Consider the following 16,577-nt stretch of genomic DNA (forward strand, 5'->3'; position numbering starts at 1 on the left):
GGCCCTGGGGCCCGGCGACTTGGCTCTACATCTCCAGGCGCCGGCACAGCCCGTCGAGCTGGTCGAGGCTGGCGTAGCGAAGGCGGACCTCGCCGCCGCCGCCCTTGGTCTCGATCGACACCGCCACGCCGAGAGCGTCCTCCAGGCGCCGCTCGAGGGCGCGAGTGTCGGCATCCTTCTCGACCGGGCTCTTGCGCGGCCGGCCGGGGCGCGGACCAGTGCCGGTCTGCTCGCCGGCAGCGAGCGCCTCGACCTCGCGCACCGTCATCCCGTCCTCGATCACCCGGCGGGCGATGCCCTCCGGATCCTTGACCGCGAGGAGCGCCCGGGCGTGACCAGCCGTGAGGCTGCCGGCGATGACGTGATCCTGGACGCCCGGCGGCAATTGCAGCAGGCGCAGCGTGTTGGCGAGGTGGCTGCGGCTCTTGCCGATGATCTCGGCGAGTTCGGTTTGGGTGTAGCGGAACTCGCTCATCAGCCGCTCGTAGCCCGCCGCCTCCTCGATGGCGTTGAGATCCGCGCGCTGGACGTTCTCCAGGATGGCGTATTCGAGCGAGGTGCGGTCGTCGATCTCGACCGTGACCACCGGGACCTCGTGCAGGCCGGCGCGCTGCGCCGCGCGCCAGCGCCGCTCGCCGGCGACGATCTCGAACGCGTCCGGCAGGTTGGCCAGCGCCCGGACGACGATCGGCTGAATCACCCCGCGGGTGCGGATCGACGCCGACAGCTCCTCGAGTTCGGTCTCGGCGAAATGGCGGCGCGGGTTGCGGGGGTTCGGCCGCAGGAACTCGATCGGCACCCGCCGCTGTCCGGCCTTCGTCTTCTCGGGGGCAGCAGGGGCCTCCTCGCCGAAATCGCCGATCAGCGCCGCGAGACCCCGCCCGAGGCGCGGCCGCGCTCCCTCCTCCGCCATGCCCTTCATCCTCTCATCGACTCCCATACGCTGGTTCAGGCCGCGGCCGGCAGGCGGCCTTCCCGTTGGATGACCTCGGAGGCGAGCCGCAGATAGGCCTGCGACCCGGCGCATTTGAGGTCGTAGAGCAGCACCGGCTTGCCGTGCGACGGTGCCTCGGACACGCGCACATTGCGGGGGATCATGGTCTCGTAGACCTTGTCGCCCATGAATTCGCGCACATCGGCGACGACCTGCGCCGACAGGTTGTTGCGCGGATCGAACATCGTCAGCACCACGCCCTGGATCGCCAGGCGCGGATTGAGGGCGCCCTTGACCTGCTCGACGGTGCGCAGCAGCTGGCTCAGACCCTCAAGCGCGAAGAACTCGCATTGCAGCGGCACCAGTACTGCGTGGGCCGCGGCGAGCGCGTTGAGCGTCAGCAGGTTGAGCGAGGGCGGGCAGTCGATCAGCACGTAGGTGTAACGCTGATCCGCCGGCATCTCGCCCCGGTCGAGGGGCTCGAGCGCCCGGCGCAGGCGCTGCGCCCGGTCGGGCGCGCTCGCCATCGCCATTTCGAGGCCGAGCAGGTCCATGGTCGAGGGGACCAGCGAGAGGCGCGGCACCGCGGTGACCTGCACCGCTTCGGCCAGGAGCGCCTCGCCGGCGAGCACGTCGTAGGTCGAGAGGCGGCGCTGGCGGCGGTCGATCCCGAGACCGGTCGAGGCGTTGCCCTGCGGGTCGAGATCGACGATCAGCACGTGCTCGCCGATAGCTGCCAGTGCGGTACCGAGGTTGATCGCCGTGGTGGTCTTGCCGACGCCGCCCTTCTGATTGGCGAGCGCGATGATGCGCAGGGGCCGCGGGCTGCCGCTCACCTGCGACTCAGGGGGTTCCGCGATCATGGGAGAAGGCCGCTCACTGTGGAGACGCGGACGATTCTGGCCTCAGAATCGGTCCGGCTCGGGATCAGATCCGCGGTAAATCTCCACCTTTCCTCCGCATCGGTCAATTCGGTTAAGACATCACGCCCTTTCGGAAAAAGCCCGGTGGCTCCGTTTTTCAACAGCGGTTCGGTCCAGGCGAGCAGCTGGGACAGGGGCGCCAGCGCCCGTGCGGTGACGATCTGCGAATCGGCGAAGCGCTCGATCACCGTTTCGATGCGGGCGACGTGGATGCGGGCCGGCGCCCCCGTCAGGCGCGCAGTCTCTTGCAGAAACGCGCCCTTGCGGCCGTTGCTCTCGACCAGATCGACGCGGAAACCCGGCCGCTCGCGCCCGGCGATCGCCAGGATCAGTCCTGGAATGCCGGCGCCGCTGCCGAGATCGAGCCAGCGCGTCGCCTCGGGGGCGAGGGCCAGCAGTTGCAGCGAATCGGCGACGTGGCGGCTCCAGACCTCGCGGAGGGTCGAAGGGCCGACGAGGTTCTTGATCGATTGCCAGCGGTTGAGCTGGGCAACGTAAAGATCGAGGGCCGCCGCTGTTTCACGTGAAACGCCGGCCTGGCGCAGGACGGCATCGCGGCCGGGAGCATGATCCGTCATTCGGCCGGGACCTGAGCTGGGATGCTGCGGCGGGCATGCGCCGCGAGAAGGGTGAGGGCGGCAGGGGTGACGCCCTCGATGCGGGCGGCCTGGCCGAGGGTGAGGGGACGCACGATGTCGAGCTTCGCGCGGAGTTCGTTCGAGAGACCCGCGATGCTGCCATAATCGAGCCGGGCGGGCAGCGTCACCGCCTCGTCACGTCGGAAGGCAGCGATATCGGCCTGCTGCCGGTCGAGATAGACCGCGTAGGTCGCGTCGGTGCAGAGCCGGTCGGCGAGGGCAGGCGCGATATCCCCGAGCTGCGGCCATACCCCCACAAGGCGATCCCAGCCGATCTCGGGATAAGAGAGGAGCTGGAAGGCCGAGCGGCGAATGCCGTCGCGGTTGAGGGCGATGCCGTGGCGCTGTGCTTCCGTCGGGGTCAGACTCAACGCGTCGAGCGTCGCTCGGGCTGCGAGCAGCATTTCGCGGCGGCCGGCATCATGCGCGGCGCGGGTGGCGGAGACGCAGCCGAGGGCGAGACCGCGTCCGGTCAGGCGCTCGTCGGCATTGTCGACCCGAAGGCTCAGCCGGTACTCGGAGCGTGAGGTGAACATGCGGTACGGCTCGCTGACCCCATGGGTCACGAGGTCGTCGATCATCACCCCAAGATAGGATTCGGCTCTGTCGAACACCGCCAGGTCGGCGTGGCCGGCGCGTCGGGCCGCGTTGAGACCGGCGACCAGCCCCTGACCCGCGGCCTCCTCGTAGCCGGTCGTGCCGTTGATCTGGCCAGCCAGGAACAGGCCCGCGATACGGCGGGTCTGGAGAGTCGGATCGAGCTCGCGTGGATCGACGTAATCGTATTCGATGGCGTAGCCCGGCCTCAGGATCACCGCGCGCTCGCAGCCGGGGAGAAGGCGGACGATGCCATGCTGCACATCCTCCGGCAGGGAGGTCGAGATGCCGTTCGGATAGACGGTTGGATCGTCGAGGCCTTCCGGCTCCAGGAAAATCTGATGGCCGTCACGATCGCCGAAACGGACGACCTTGTCCTCGATCGACGGGCAGTAGCGCGGACCGCGGCTGGTGATGCCGCCGGAATACATCGCCGATCGCTGCAGGTTGGCGCGGATCAGGTCATGGGCCGCTTGCGTCGTGCGGGTGACGCCGCACTCGACCTGAGGCGTGGAGATGCGCTCGGTCAAGCTCGAGAACGGCACCGGCTCATCGTCAGCGGCCTGCTTGTCGATCCCGTGCCAATCGATGGTGCGGCCGTCGAGCCGCGGCGGCGTGCCGGTCTTGAGGCGGCCGAGAGCAAAGCCGTGCCGGTCGAGGGTCGCGGACAGGCCGAGCGCCGGACCTTCGCCCATCCGGCCGGCGGGCATCGTGACCTCGCCGATATGGATCAGCCCGCGCAGGAACGTCCCGGTGGTGAGCACGACGGCGCGGCAGGGGAGGGCCCTCCCATCGGCGAGATGTGCACCGGCGATCCACCCATCTACGACCGTGAGATCCGCAACCTCGCCTTCGACGATGGTCAGGTTGGGCGTTTCGGCCAGGGCGGCCTGCATCGCGCGAGCATAGAGTTTTCGGTCGGCCTGCGTCCGCGGGCCGCGCACCGCCGGTCCCTTGCGACGGTTGAGCAGGCGGAACTGGATCCCGGCGCGATCGGCAATCCGACCCATGAGACCGTCGAGGGCATCGACCTCGCGCACGAGATGCCCCTTGCCGAGGCCGCCGATGGCGGGGTTGCACGACATCGCTCCGAGCGTGTCGCGGCGATGGGTGACGAGGGCAGTACGAGCCCCGTAACGGGCAGCAGCCGCGGCCGCCTCGGCGCCCGCGTGCCCGCCGCCCACGACGATCACGTCGAAGGAGGATTCTCTGGAGTGCATGAGGTGATTAGGCGGCACCAGGCCGCGGCGTCAATCGGAGGTTCGGGCCGATCCGCGTTTCACGTGAAAACACCCGGGAGCGGCATCCTACTTGCCGATGCAGAAGCTGGAGAACAGCCGATCCAACATGTCCTCGACTCCGACGCGGCCGGAGACCTCCCCGAGGGAACGAACGGCGAGGCGAAGATCCTCGGCGACGAGCTCGACGGGAAGACGGCCGCCCTGGGCCACGACGCGGTCGAGATGTCCGGCGCACCGCTCGAGCGCCAGGCGCTGGCGCTCCCGGGTGATCAAGGCCTCGCCCGCGCCGAGCGACATCGCGGCATGCCGCTCGATCTCGGCGAGCAGGCGATCGAGACCGAGGCCGGATGCCGCCGAGATGGCAAGTTCACCCGCCGGGGCAAGGCCCGCCATGTCGGCCTTGGTGGCGACGTTGAGAAGGGGAACGGAGAGGGGAGGGTGGGACGGCCCGCCGGGCTCGCGCAGCCACAGAACGAGATCGGCCTGATCCATGCGGCGGCGGCTGCGTGCGACGCCCTCCGCCTCGACCGCGTCGGCACTGTCGCGCAGGCCGGCGGTGTCGACCAACAGCACGGGCAGTCCGCCGAGGTCGCACCGCACCTCGATCGCGTCCCGGGTCGTCCCGGGGATCTCGGAGACGATCGCCGCATCGCGTCGGGCGAGCGCGTTGAGCAGGGTCGATTTTCCGGCATTGGGCGCGCCGGCGAGCACGACCGTGAAGCCATCGCGCAGGCGCTCGCCGCGACGGCCATCGGCAAGGGCGCCGCGGATCTGGTCGCGCACGTGCGCAGCCGCGATGCGGCCGGAGGCCGTCAACGCCTCGTCGTCGACATCGCCCTCATCGGAGAAGTCGAGCGCCGCTTCCGTGCCGGCGAGCACGTCGAGGAGCGTGTCCCGCCACCCTTCGACCGCTCGGCCGAGAGCGCCGTCGAGTTGACGTACGGCCTGCCGCCTTTGCGCCTCGGTCTCGGCCTCGATCAAGTCGGCCAGTCCCTCGACGGCGGTCAGATCCATGCGGCCGTTGAGGAAGGCCCGGCGCGTGAAGGCGCCAGGCTCGGCCGGCGCGAGGCCCGAGAGTTGGCCCAGGCTGCGCAAGACGGCTGCCCGCACGGCCGGACCGCCATGGAGGTGGAGTTCCACCATGTCCTCGCCGGTGGCGGTGCCGGGGCCTGGCAGCCAGGCGACCAGGGCGCGATCCAGGATCTCCCCACTCCCCGGCTCACGCAAGCTGCGCAACGACAGCCGCCGTGCGTGCGGCAGCGGTGCCCGGATCAAGGCGGAAAGCGCAGGGCCGGCCTGCGGACCGCTGATCCGCACGACGGCAACGGCAGTGCGGCCATAGCCAGTGGCGGGCGCGAAGATCGTATCGGAGGAGAGCATTGCGTCGGGGCAGTCGAGGCTGAGGGTCGGGCAACGTGGCTAGCACGATCCGGGACCGGGGCCGAACGGGGTCGAAAGGGTGACCCGCCGGTGCCACGACGCAGGATAGGCCGGCAGTCGATGATGGGCACACGCGCCGGAGCGCGACACCGGCGGATTTACCGGCATGAGCGGCGATGGCTCTACGATCGACCGCCTTCGATCGGCGCGCCCTGTCGGGACGGCACTGCAGGCCGGCGTTTTGGTTCCCATCGGTCGCCGGCTGGCATGGCCATACCCCGCGACCTCGCTTGATCGCGCCCCGACCGACGTGATGAGTGGCGATGCGTCCGGGTGCCCTCCCGCGAGGCCCGAGCGGATGGAATATCTCGACGACACGCGTCGGACCTCCCGGCACGCCCGGAGAGCGCTGCTCCCCATTCCGTGGCTTTCGGCTCCCCCGGCAGCGAGGGACAAGGATTCGGGATCCGGGGCAGGGGAGGGCGGCAGGCCCGGCATCCAGCGCGCCGGCCGTGGCGCGGGATCGTGCGGCTTCGTCGGATCTCGGAGCGACGTGGTCGCGGGCCGCTCGGCATCTCACAGCACTCCGCGAGACAAGCACGGCCCGATGCCGCGACGCTTCCCCCAAACGAGAACGGCGCCCCTCCCGGGGCGCCGCGCATCGAGCCACTCGCGATCGTCGGTCGCGTCAGGTATTCATCGAGTCGAAGAAGTCGCTGTTGCTCTTGGTCTGGCGCAGCTTGTCGAGCAGGAACTCGATCGCGTCGGTGACGCCCATCGGGTTGAGGATGCGGCGGAGCACATAGGTCTTCTTGAGCGCGTCCGGCGGGACCAGCAGCTCCTCCTTGCGGGTACCGGAGCGGGTGATGTCGATCGCCGGGAAGATGCGCTTGTCCGAGACCTTGCGGTCGAGAATGATCTCGGAGTTGCCGGTGCCCTTGAACTCCTCGAAGATCACCTCATCCATGCGCGAGCCGGTATCGATCAGTGCGGTCGCGATGATGGAGAGCGAGCCGCCCTCCTCGATGTTGCGGGCGGCACCGAAGAAGCGCTTCGGCCGCTGCAGGGCGTTGGCGTCGACGCCGCCGGTCAGCACCTTGCCGGAGGACGGCACCACGGTGTTGTAGGCGCGGCCGAGGCGGGTGATCGAATCGAGCAGGATGACGACGTCACGGCCGTGCTCGACGAGGCGCTTGGCCTTCTCGATCACCATCTCGGCGACTTGGACGTGGCGGGTCGCCGGCTCGTCGAAGGTGGAGGCGATCACCTCGCCCTTCACCGAGCGCTGCATGTCGGTGACCTCTTCCGGCCGCTCGTCGATGAGCAGGACGATGAGGTAGCACTCGGGATGGTTCAGGGTGATCGACTGGGCGATGTTCTGCATCAGCACCGTCTTGCCGGTGCGCGGCGGCGCCACGATCAGGGCGCGCTGCCCCTTGCCGATCGGCGCGACAATGTCGATGATCCGGGGCGAGAAGTCCTTGCGGGTCGGCTCCGACAGCTCGAGCTTGAAGCGCTGCGTGGGAAACAGCGGCGTCAGGTTGTCGAAGTGGACCTTGTGCTTGATCTTGTCCGGGCTCTCAAAGTTGATCGTGTTGACCTTGAGCAGCGCGAAGTAACGCTCGCCGTCCTTCGGGCCGCGGATCGGCCCCTCGACGGTGTCGCCGGTGCGCAGGCCGAAGCGGCGGATCTGCGTCGGCGAGATGTAGATGTCGTCGGGACCCGGCAGGTAGTTCGAGTCGGAGGAGCGCAGGAAGCCGAAGCCGTCCTGCAGCACCTCGACGGTGCCGGCGCCGATGATCTCGACGTCCTTGGCAGCGAGCTGCTTCAGGATCGCGAACATCAGCTCCTGCTTGCGCATGGTCGAGGCGTTCTCGACCTCGACCTCCTCGGCGAAGGCGAGAAGCTCGGTCGGCGTCTTCGACTTGAGGTCCTGCAGCTTCACCTCGCGCATGGCGGGGGCGGCCGAGGTCTCGAGCGGGGCGAGAGTGTCTTCGATCATGGGATTTCGGGGTGCGGGGGCGAAGCGGGGAGCGTCATGTCCGGGAGGATCCGGCCGCCGCTGGACGCGGCGGTGAGCGGGAGCAACGGGGTGGCCGAGGCGGGCACCGGTCGCGAAGTCGTCGCCTGATATGTCCCGGAGGTCGCGAGGGGGAGCCGGACGGCTCTGGATGCGACGTGACGTGACGATGGAGGAGGGAACGACTTTATGTAACGGGTCCTCGTCGTCGACTCAAGTCCCCGGTGGGGAAAAGTGGGGCGAGCGGCGGTGCGGCGGCAGAGGAAGTGACGGCGGGACCCGGCGCGGATGCTCCGGCCGCGACCCGAAGCACGCCCGAACTATCGGCGCCCCGAAGGCGGCCCCGCATTAACATTTGGAACGTCCAACCCCGATTGTACAACCGCTGATCATCAATCTTGCGGCCAAGGCAGAGTAGTTCGGGACCGGCCGTCGCCGTCGTTGCAGTCTGGCGCATTGTCTCTGTGTTGCGGATGCGGCCACGTCCGATCGAAACGGCTGACCCGACCGGAAGACCGGCGCGCGATCACCGAAGCGACAGATCACCGGAGCAAAACCTGGGTGTCCGGCGTCAGCGCCGGCGCAGCCGAATGTAGAGCGCGCCGCCGCCGCCATGGTGATGCGCGGCCTCCTCGAAGCCGACCACCAGCGGGCGCAGCTCGGGCATGCGCAGCCAGTGCGGCACGCTGCGGCGCAGCACGCCGCGCTCGGCGTAGGGATCGTCGCCGCGGCCGCCCTTGCCGGTGACGACCAGCACGACCGCGTGGCCGGAGGCCCGGGAGCGGTGCAGGAAGCCGATCAGGGCGGCATGAGCCTCGGCTTGGCGCATCCCGTGCAGGTCGATCGCCGCGTCGACGCTGCGGGAACCGCGGCGCAGGCTCGTGCGCACCCGGCGCTCCAGGGGAGCGAGGGGCGGCAGGGCCAGCGGCGGGGCCGGACTCTTCGGAGTGCTGGTCTTTTGTGTGCCAGTCGTTTGCGTGCCGGTGGTTTGCATGCCGGTCTTGGCGGCGATGCGCGGTGCCGGGCGGATCGGCCGCACCGCCATCGGTTTGGGCGGCGCGGGCACCGGTGCCGGGTCCGGCTCCGGGGGAGGGGAGGGCGCGACCGGGGCCGGCGCCCGGCCGCGCAGGGGGGTGATCAGGCGGGAGATCTCGGCCCAGAGCCGGCTCTCCTCCGAGGAGAGCCGGCGCATCCGCCGGGGACGACGCGGCTCGGTCACGGGGCGGCTCCCGTGCCAGCGGCGCCCTGTTTCGGCAGCAGCACGACGAAGCGCGCGGGATCGCGCAGCAGGCCGGCGACAGCGCCGGCCCGGGCGCCGGTGCCGAGATAGAGGTCGCCGCGGGCCGGGCCGAGGATCGCCGAGCCGGTATCCTGCGCCACCACCAGGCGGCGAAGGGGCGTATTGCCGCTCTCCGGCTCCGGCAGCGAGCCTTCGAGCCAGAACGGTAGCCCGTAGCGCCACAGGGTGGCATCGACCGCGAGGCTGCGCCCGGCGGTGAGCGGCGCCCCGGCGGCGCCCCTGGGACCGACGCCCTCCGGGGTGCCGTCGTCGCGGCGGAAGAAGACGTAGGAGGCGTTGCGGCGGATGAGGTCGCGGGCGATGTCGGGATTGGCCCGCAGCCAACCGGTCCAGCGGGCCAGCGTCAGGCCCTCCAGCGGCAGGTGGCCGCCGCTGACGATCAGGCGGGCGACCGAGGTGTAGGGCCGGCCGTTGCGGCCGTCATAGGCGAGGCGCACGGAGCGGCCGTCGGTCAGGCGCACCCGTCCGGAGCCCTGGACCTGCAGCACCAGGAGATCGACGGCGTCGCGCAGCCAGAGCAGCGGGCGGGCGCGGGCGCCGAGCGCGCCATCCTCGATCGCCGCCCGGTCCGGATAGGGCCGGAAGGCGTCGCCGTCCTGGCGCGCGGCGCGCAAGGACGGGTCGAGGCCGGGCCGGGTCTCGCCGGGGTCGAGGGAGACGAGGTCGTCGGGGCGGGCGAGCGCCGGGACGGTGAAGTCGGGCGTCGGCACCGGCGAGCCGACGAGCTCCGGCTCGAAATAGCCGGTGAGGAAGCCGGCCTTGCGCTCGAGGGGAGCGTCGCGGTTCGGTCGCAGGACCCGGTAGGCGGAAAAGTTCTGCTCGAAGAACGCGCGGGCGCCCTCCGGCGCCACGCCGGCAGCGGCGGCGCAAGGTCCCGCGAGGTCCTGGCTCGGCGCGCCCGGCGCCGCCTCGGCGAGGACCGGGGCGGCGGGCGTCGCGCAGGTCGCCCGGAAGGTCGCGAGGGCGGCCGCGAGATCGTCGTCGGCAAAGCCCGGCAGGGCCGAGAAGGGAAGCGGCTCGAGCACGGCCTCGCCGATCGTCAGGGGCGCGGCACCGGACGGGCCGGCGGCGCAGCTGAGGAGGAGGGCGGCGAGGCAGCGAGCGGGAAAGGTGAAGCCGGGGGCCGGCGGCATGGGCTTGATGGGCTCCGGCCCCGGAATGTCAGCGTCTGGTCGGGCCGCAGGGAGGAGGTCTCCCGGCGGCCCGTCATTGTCTCCGATGGTCGGCGGCCGATCAAGCCGCCGGGACCTTCCTGCGATGTCCGATCGATTGCTCCGCACCGCGGAAATCGGCTTCGCTCGAGCGCCGCACGGGCTGGCGATCCCAGGTCCGGACGGCCTCTTCCGGAGCTGCGATCACTGCCCGGCTTCGGTAGCAACGAGCTGCCAGTTGGGATCGCGGCTGCCGAGGGTGCGGGCGAAGGTCCAGACGTCGGTCACGTCGACGACCTTCTCGGGGCTGCCGTCGATCACCTGGCCTTGCGGGCCGCGGGTGGCGGTGATCAGCTTCGAGAGGTAGCGCACGGTGACCTGCGCGACGCGGTTGCGCACGTCGACCCCGACGATCTCGGCCCGGTCGATCGACACGAAGGTGGTCTCGACGGTCTGGCCGGCGCGCTCGCGACCCTGGATCGCCCGCTCGAACCCGTCCGCGACCTCCCGCGAGAGCAGGGTCTTGAGGGTCTTGCGATCGCCCTTGGCGAAGGCGGTCACGATGGTCTCGTAGGCGACCTTGGCGCCGTCGGTGAACCCGCGGGGGTCGAAGCCCGGTTCCTGCTGGAGGATCAGGTCGAGGCCGCGGGCGGCAGGCGAGTTCGGCTCGACCACGCCCTTCCAGTTGCGCGGCACCGCGGTGGCGACCGGCGCGGTGGCGGCGCGCTCCGGGCCGGCGCCGGGCAGCCGCACGACGTTGTCGCCGTCGCGGGCGGCGGCCGGCGGCTCCTCGCGCCGGGCCATCGGGTTGAACGGCGGCCGCTCGTTCCCGGTCTTCTGGCCGAGAACCGAGCGCAGCTTCCAGATCACGAAGACCGCAAGCCCGAGGAAGATGAGGGTCGTAAGGTCGAGGGAATCCTGCATCATCGATCCGATCGTGGCGGCTTTACGCGGAGCATCCCTGACCGCGCCGGCACAGCTTGCGACGTCTCCGGCACCCGCGACGGCTGTGGCACCGGGACCGGGACGACGCAAGCGCCCGGCCGGCGCCGCGTCGCGGGCCCATGGAACGATATGGGGCCTGAACCCCGCCGTATCCAGGCATCGTCGCGCGACGACGCACCGGTCCCGGCGCTGGCTGCGGCCACTCGTCGGCCGGGGTGGGATATCGCTGGGTCAGGGCGGCGGGCGATGGTTGACGGCTCTGCTTGTTCGCGCAGTGTGGGCATGATAGCCGCAACGCCGCCGTCGCGCGCGCCGATTTGCGCGCCAGCATGCGGCGGTTCGTCGTTACGTCCAGCCCTCGAAGGAACCCTCCGCCATGGCCGACTCCCCGGTCCCGAACGGCAACGGTGGCGCCGCGGCGCAGCCCGACGACTTCACGCCGACCCTCAACGCGCTGGCGCAATACGCCAAGGATCTCTCCTTCGAGAACCCGAACGCGCCGCGCTCGCTGCAGCCGCAGCAGCAGGGCCCGCAGATCAACATCCAGGTCAACGTCAACGCCAAGCAGCTCGCCGAGGAGGATTTCGAGGTCGACCTGCGCCTCGAGGGCGATGCCAAGATCGGCACCGAGGTGCTGTTCGCGTTCGAGCTGACCTATTCGGGCATCTTCCGCCTGCGCAACATCCCGCAGGACCAGATGCACCCGGCCGTCATGATCGAGTGCCCGCGGCTGCTGTTCCCGTTCGCCCGCCAGATCATCGCCGACGCAGTGCGCAACGGCGGCTTCCCGCCTCTCTACATCGACCCGATCGACTTCGTCGGCCTCTACCGCCAGAAGGCCGCCGAGGCCCAGGCGCAGGGCGGCATCGCGTAAGCCGCGGCATCGTGTCGGGTCGCGGGACCGGCGCGGGCCTTCTCCATGGCCCATGCCGGTCCCGCGGATATGTTTCACGGGAAACGCGGCCGTTTCCTCACTCCCGCAGGGCGGGCACGAGCGAGGCCACCAGCAGCCCGGCCATCGCGAGGTTGAACAGCCGCACGGCGCGGCGGGTCCGCAGCACCCGCGCGGTGCCGACGCCGATCAGCGTCCAGAGGCCGATGCAGGGCAGGGCGACGATCCCGAACAGCAGAGCCAGCGCCAGCGTCGCGGCGAGCGAGGTGCTGTCCGCCCCGGCCGTGTAGGTGGCGAGCGCCCCCGCGGCGATGACCCAGGCCTTGGGGTTCACCCACTGGAACAGCGCTGCCTGCACGACGCCGAGGGGCCGCCCGCCCGTGCCGCCTGCTCTCGCCATCGGAGCCTTGGCGGCCGGGTCCGCGGGGTCCGGATCGGCGGTGGCGATCTTCCACGCGAGCCATAGCAGATAGGCCGCACCGACCCATTTCAGCACCGCATGGACCCGCGGATCCGTCAGGAGCGGCAGGCCGACGGTGCCGAGGATGATCAGCATCACCGGAAAACCCACCGCGATGCCGAGCATGTGCGGCACCGTGCGGGAAAAGCCGTAGGTGGCGCCGGAGGCCACCACCATGGTGTTGTTGGGGCCGGGCGTGGCCGACATCGCGACCGCGAAGGCGCCCGCCGAGAGAAACCAGGTCCAGTCCACGTTCATCCCTCCGGCCACCGCCCAGCGGCCACCGGCACGAGGATACATGGTTCTTCACCGGGCGTGTCCGGCCAGAGGAGCAGGACGGGACGGTCTCGCCCTCACTTGCGGGGCGATCCGGCCATGCACGCCGCGGGTTCTCGCCCCGGCATCGAACCCTGGGTCAGGCGACCGCAGGAGCGTCGGGCCTCTGCCCCCTGGACTCCCGACCCCGGATCGGGCGATGGGCCTTCTCAGGCGAGTGACGAGTTGGGAAGACGACGGGATGGCGTACTGGCTCTACAAGTCCGAGCCCTCGGTGTGGTCGTGGGACGATCAGGTCGCCGCGGGCGAGGCGGGAACGTACTGGAACGGGGTGCGCAACCACGTCGCCCGCAAGAACCTCGAGGCGATGCGGCTCGGCGAGCAGGGCTTCTTCTATCACTCGAACGAGGGCAAGGCGGTGGTCGGCATCGTCGAGGTGATCCGCACCTACTATCCCGACCACACCGACGAGAGCGGCCGCTTCGGCATGGTCGATCTCAAGGCGGTCGCCGCCCTGCCGAGGCCCGTGACCCTGGAGGCGATCAAGGCCGAGACGGCCCTGCGCGAGATGGTGCTCGTCAACAACTCGCGCCTGTCGGTGCAGCCGGTGACCGAGGCGGAGTGGGCGCTGGTGCGCCGCATGGGTGGTTTGTGAGTTGGGGGACCCGTGCGTCGGCGAGCGGGGCTTCGCCTGCGGGGCGCCTCCTTGGCGGTGTCTGCCTCCCGGGCGGGACCTGCCTGGTCCTGCTGCTGCTCGCCGGTCCGGCGGAGGCGCAGAAGGCCCGGCCTCCCGCCGCGTCGAAGCCCGTCTCCGAGAGAATCGTGACCTGTTCGGCCCTGTCGAACCTGCGCATCCTGATGGCTGAGACCGGCGGCGATCCGGCGGCGATCAAGACCCGGCTCGCCGACCCGAAGGCCGATCACCTCGGCTGCACGCGGGTCGGCCGCGACCGGATCGAGGGCAACGCCGAGCGGGTGGTGATCGGCGGCACGGCCTATGATTGCCTGAAGGTCAAGGAGTCGAGCCTGTGCCGCTGGACCGTGTCGGGCGTGCCGGCGGAAGCGCCGTGAGGGGCGCTTCCGCCGGACGGACGCTCAGACGCTCCAGTAAGGCGTGGCGTTGAAGTAGCGGTGGACATGCTCCTCCCAGTTCCGGTCGTAGGAGGGGTCGTTGCCCTCGGCGGAAGACGGCGGGGCGGCGCGGAGCTGCTCGTCCGAGACGTCGAGCACGTAGGCGTCCAGCTCGGGCGCGAAGCGCAGGGTCGACCACGGGATGATGTAGTAGCCCTCGCCGATGCCGAGGAAGCCGCCGAAGCTCATCACGGCGTAGACCACCTGGCCGGTGGCCTTCTCGATCATCAGGCGCTCGATGCGGCCGATGCCGTCGCCGTTGGGGCGGCGCACGCTGGTGCCCTCGACGCGGTCGCTGGCGATCAGCGTCCTGGTCTCGTTGGTGGTGGTGCTGCCCATATCGGAACGGTCGCCGATGGTCGGTGCGACGGTGCTCATCGGATCTCCTCCGGTTCGGTTGTCTCCACCGGGGAAACGCTGCCGTAGGGGAGCCGTTCCGGCCGGCCGCCACTGCGGCGAATGGCGGAGGCAGCGGGGCGGTTCCCCCCGGGCGCCGGGGGCGCTAGCCTGCACTCCATGCCTCTGCGTCCGATTCCCCTGCGCCCCTCGCCGATTCGCCGGACCGCTCTCCTGACGGTCCTTCTCGCGCTCGCCGGTCCCGCCCTCGCGCAGGATCGCGGCACCCTCACCCCGAAGCCGCTGCCGCCGCTCGCCAACCCGGACGATCCGTCGACGCCGGCCAAGGCCCTGTTCGGCCGCGCCACGACGCCGGCGGCGCTGCCGCCGCAGGCGATCGGCGGGTACGCCCGTGGCTGCGTCGCCGGGGCCGAGGCCCTGCCGATCGACGGCGCCAGCTGGCAGGTGATGCGGTTGTCGCGCAACCGGAACTGGGGCCATCCGCGCCTCGTCGCCTTCCTGGAGAAGATCGCGACGGACGCCCCGCGCAAGGCGGGCTGGCCGGGGCTCCTCGTCGGCGACATGTCCCAGCCCCGCGGCGGGCCGATGCTGACCGGCCACGCCTCGCACCAGCTCGGCCTCGACGCCGACATCTGGCTGACCCCGATGCCGGACCGGCGCCTGACCCGGGCCGAACGCGAGGAGATGTCGGCCACCAACGTGGTGCGGCCGGACCGGCGCGACATCGACCCGGCGGTCTGGCGACCGGAGCACCTGCGGCTGATCAAGATGGTATCGCGCGAGCCCGAGGTGGCGCGGATCTTCGTCAACCCGGCGATCAAGCTGGCGCTCTGCCGCGAGGCCGGATCGGACCGGAGCTGGCTCACCAAGGTGCGGCCGATCTACGGCCACAACTACCACTTCCATATCCGGCTCGAATGCCCGGCGGGCGACGCGGCCTGCCACGACCAGGACCCGCCGCCCTCCGGCGACGGCTGCGGCCCGGAGCTCGATTACTGGTTCTCGGACGCGGTGCTCAATCCGAAGCCCCGTCCCCCCGGCAAGCCGCGCCCGCCGATGACCCTGGCGGGCTTGCCCGACGCCTGCCGCACGGTGCTGAAGGCGCGCTGATCGTCGGGGCGGGACCGGCCCGGTGCCGATCCCGCCCCGCCGCGAGGGCCTACTCGGCCGCGATGCCGATCCCGACCGGGCAGGACACGCCGGTGCCGCCCAGGCCGCAATAGCCGCCGGGGTTCTTCGCCAGGTATTGCTGGTGGTATTCCTCGGCGAAGTAGAACGGGCCGCCGTCGCGAATCTCGGTGGTGATCGGGCCGTAGCCCCGCGCCTTCAAGGCCGCCGCGTAGGCGTCGCCGGAGGCCTCGGCCTCGGCACGGCGCGGGTCGCCGTCGGGCAGATAGATGCCGGAGCGGTACTGGGTGCCGACGTCGTTGCCCTGGCGCATGCCCTGGGTCGGGTCGTGGCTCTCCCAGAAGGTCTTGAGCAGGGCACCGAACGAAATCAGCGTCGGATCGTAGGCGACGAGCACGACCTCGTTGTGGCCGGTCAGGCCGGAGCAGGTCTCCTCGTAGGTCGGGTTCGGCGTCGTGCCGCCGGCATAGCCGACCGCCGTGGCGTAGACGCCGTCGCCGAGCTGCCAGAACTTGCGCTCGGCGCCCCAGAAGCAGCCGAGGCCGAACACCACCGTCTCGATGCCGTCCGGATAGGGGCCCTTGATCTCATGGCCGTTGACGAAGTGCCGCTCGGCCGTCGGCAGGGGCGTGGACCGCCCCGGCAGGATCTGGTCGGGGCTCGGCATCTCGGCACGCTTGCGGAAGAACAGCATCGGGTCGCTCCGGTCTCGGAACGGAGCCTCACGGCTCCGGAGGCGAGGGCCTCTCACGCGACAGGATGTGGGGTACCGAGGGCGGTTCCTGAAGGGGAGGGGCCTGAGCCAGGTCGGCGCAGGGTGCCCCGGGGTCTCAACGCGTCGAGAGGTCTCAGCGCAGGACGGTCACGTCCTTCGCGGCGACGCGGGCAGGCGCGTCGGGCCCGAAGGCGGTGCTGGGATCGAAGAAGGCGCCGCGGGCCGTGATCAGGCCGGCCGCCAGCGCCCAGAACAGCACGGCTGCGACCACCCGGCGGGTGCGGACCGGCCGGCGGCGGGATGCGGAGGCGCACGCAGCCTCCTGCCCGGATCGCAGGTCGAGGCGCTCGCCGAACGGATCGAAAGTGGCTGGACGCATGGTTGGATCCGGGATGACGCGCAGCTCCGGAGGCCGGAGCGCCATGCCAGTAAATAGGTCTGTCGCAGGCACCGCAGCAATAGACGCGATTTTCTATTTTTCGTACCGAG

At 70.6% G+C, this 16,577-nt stretch carries 17 protein-coding genes; 4 read left to right on the forward strand and 13 right to left on the reverse strand.

The window, feature by feature from the left end; genetic code table 11:
* Positions 1-25 precede the first annotated feature (25 nt).
* From FF100_RS19665 to FF100_RS19705, 9 genes are all read right to left on the reverse strand, one after another.
* Entirely contained in the window at positions 26-913 is an 888-nt protein-coding gene (locus FF100_RS19665; protein ID WP_139037381.1) for a ParB/RepB/Spo0J family partition protein, read from the reverse strand.
* 35 nt (positions 914-948) lie between these two features.
* Complete coding sequence (locus FF100_RS19670) at positions 949-1,797, reverse strand: ParA family protein (RefSeq protein ID WP_139037382.1); 849 nt, start codon at positions 1,795-1,797, stop codon at positions 949-951.
* Complete coding sequence (gene rsmG / locus FF100_RS19675) at positions 1,794-2,435, reverse strand: 16S rRNA (guanine(527)-N(7))-methyltransferase RsmG (RefSeq protein WP_139037383.1); 642 nt, start codon at positions 2,433-2,435, stop codon at positions 1,794-1,796. Before rsmG ends, FF100_RS19670 begins: the two co-directional genes overlap by 4 nt.
* Positions 2,432-4,312, reverse strand: a complete 1,881-nt coding sequence (gene mnmG, locus FF100_RS19680; RefSeq protein ID WP_139037384.1) for a tRNA uridine-5-carboxymethylaminomethyl(34) synthesis enzyme MnmG — start codon at positions 4,310-4,312, stop codon at positions 2,432-2,434. The genes rsmG and mnmG overlap by 4 nt, the downstream gene beginning before the upstream one ends.
* Before the next feature lie 87 nt (positions 4,313-4,399).
* Positions 4,400-5,713: a tRNA uridine-5-carboxymethylaminomethyl(34) synthesis GTPase MnmE gene (gene mnmE, locus FF100_RS19685; RefSeq protein ID WP_139037385.1), complete on the reverse strand. Its 1,314-nt coding sequence runs from the start codon at positions 5,711-5,713 to the stop codon at positions 4,400-4,402.
* A gap of 688 nt (positions 5,714-6,401) precedes the next feature.
* On the reverse strand, positions 6,402-7,715 hold the full coding sequence (gene rho, locus FF100_RS19690; protein ID WP_139037386.1) for a transcription termination factor Rho: 1,314 nt from the start codon (positions 7,713-7,715) through the stop codon (positions 6,402-6,404).
* Between the two features lie 589 nt (positions 7,716-8,304).
* Positions 8,305-8,952 (reverse strand): Smr/MutS family protein, encoded by a 648-nt coding sequence (locus tag FF100_RS19695; RefSeq protein ID WP_246102174.1) that lies wholly within the window; start codon positions 8,950-8,952, stop codon positions 8,305-8,307.
* A complete protein-coding gene (gene mltA, locus FF100_RS19700; protein WP_139037387.1) occupies positions 8,949-10,166 on the reverse strand; it encodes a murein transglycosylase A in 1,218 nt (405 codons plus the stop codon). The genes FF100_RS19695 and mltA overlap by 4 nt, the downstream gene beginning before the upstream one ends.
* A 222-nt stretch (positions 10,167-10,388) precedes the next feature.
* On the reverse strand, positions 10,389-11,108 hold the full coding sequence (locus FF100_RS19705) for a Tim44/TimA family putative adaptor protein (protein WP_171070266.1): 720 nt from the start codon (positions 11,106-11,108) through the stop codon (positions 10,389-10,391).
* Between the two features lie 397 nt (positions 11,109-11,505).
* On the opposite strand from FF100_RS19705, the gene secB reads away from it, so the two are divergent.
* The gene (gene secB / locus FF100_RS19710; RefSeq protein WP_109960693.1) at positions 11,506-12,003 is read left to right on the forward strand and encodes a protein-export chaperone SecB; all 498 of its coding nucleotides are present in this window, start codon (positions 11,506-11,508) and stop codon (positions 12,001-12,003) included.
* Positions 12,004-12,100: 97 nt separating this feature from the next.
* On the opposite strand, the gene FF100_RS19715 is transcribed toward secB, so the two are convergent.
* Positions 12,101-12,733 carry a LysE family translocator gene (locus FF100_RS19715; protein WP_246102175.1) on the reverse strand — a complete coding sequence of 211 codons (633 nt, stop codon included), beginning with the start codon at positions 12,731-12,733 and terminating at the stop codon, positions 12,101-12,103.
* 265 nt (positions 12,734-12,998) lie between these two features.
* Between FF100_RS19715 and FF100_RS19720 the strand changes: the two genes are divergently transcribed.
* Positions 12,999-13,412, forward strand: a complete 414-nt coding sequence (locus FF100_RS19720) for an EVE domain-containing protein (RefSeq protein WP_139037389.1) — start codon at positions 12,999-13,001, stop codon at positions 13,410-13,412.
* A gap of 167 nt (positions 13,413-13,579) precedes the next feature.
* Complete coding sequence (locus FF100_RS19725; RefSeq protein WP_139037390.1) at positions 13,580-13,828, forward strand: hypothetical protein; 249 nt, start codon at positions 13,580-13,582, stop codon at positions 13,826-13,828.
* A gap of 24 nt (positions 13,829-13,852) precedes the next feature.
* Here the strand turns inward: FF100_RS19725 and FF100_RS19730 are convergent, their stop codons facing one another.
* Positions 13,853-14,227, reverse strand: coding sequence for a PRC-barrel domain-containing protein (locus tag FF100_RS19730; RefSeq protein ID WP_246102185.1), 375 nt, complete (start codon positions 14,225-14,227; stop codon positions 13,853-13,855).
* A 177-nt stretch (positions 14,228-14,404) separates the two neighbouring features.
* Here FF100_RS19730 and mepA point away from each other — a divergent pair, with 177 nt between their 5' ends.
* Positions 14,405-15,355 carry a penicillin-insensitive murein endopeptidase gene (gene mepA, locus FF100_RS19735; protein WP_139037392.1) on the forward strand — a complete coding sequence of 317 codons (951 nt, stop codon included), beginning with the start codon at positions 14,405-14,407 and terminating at the stop codon, positions 15,353-15,355.
* Between the two features lie 49 nt (positions 15,356-15,404).
* Here the strand turns inward: mepA and msrA are convergent, their stop codons facing one another.
* Together msrA and FF100_RS19745 are read right to left on the reverse strand one after the other, a co-directional pair.
* Entirely contained in the window at positions 15,405-16,067 is a 663-nt protein-coding gene (gene msrA, locus FF100_RS19740; RefSeq protein ID WP_139037393.1) for a peptide-methionine (S)-S-oxide reductase MsrA, read from the reverse strand.
* A gap of 154 nt (positions 16,068-16,221) precedes the next feature.
* Complete coding sequence (locus tag FF100_RS19745; protein WP_139037394.1) at positions 16,222-16,467, reverse strand: hypothetical protein; 246 nt, start codon at positions 16,465-16,467, stop codon at positions 16,222-16,224.
* Positions 16,468-16,577: the final 110 nt, after the last annotated feature.

The sequence above is a fragment of the Methylobacterium terricola genome (genome assembly GCF_006151805.1).
Lineage (GTDB): Bacteria > Pseudomonadota > Alphaproteobacteria > Rhizobiales > Beijerinckiaceae > Methylobacterium > Methylobacterium terricola.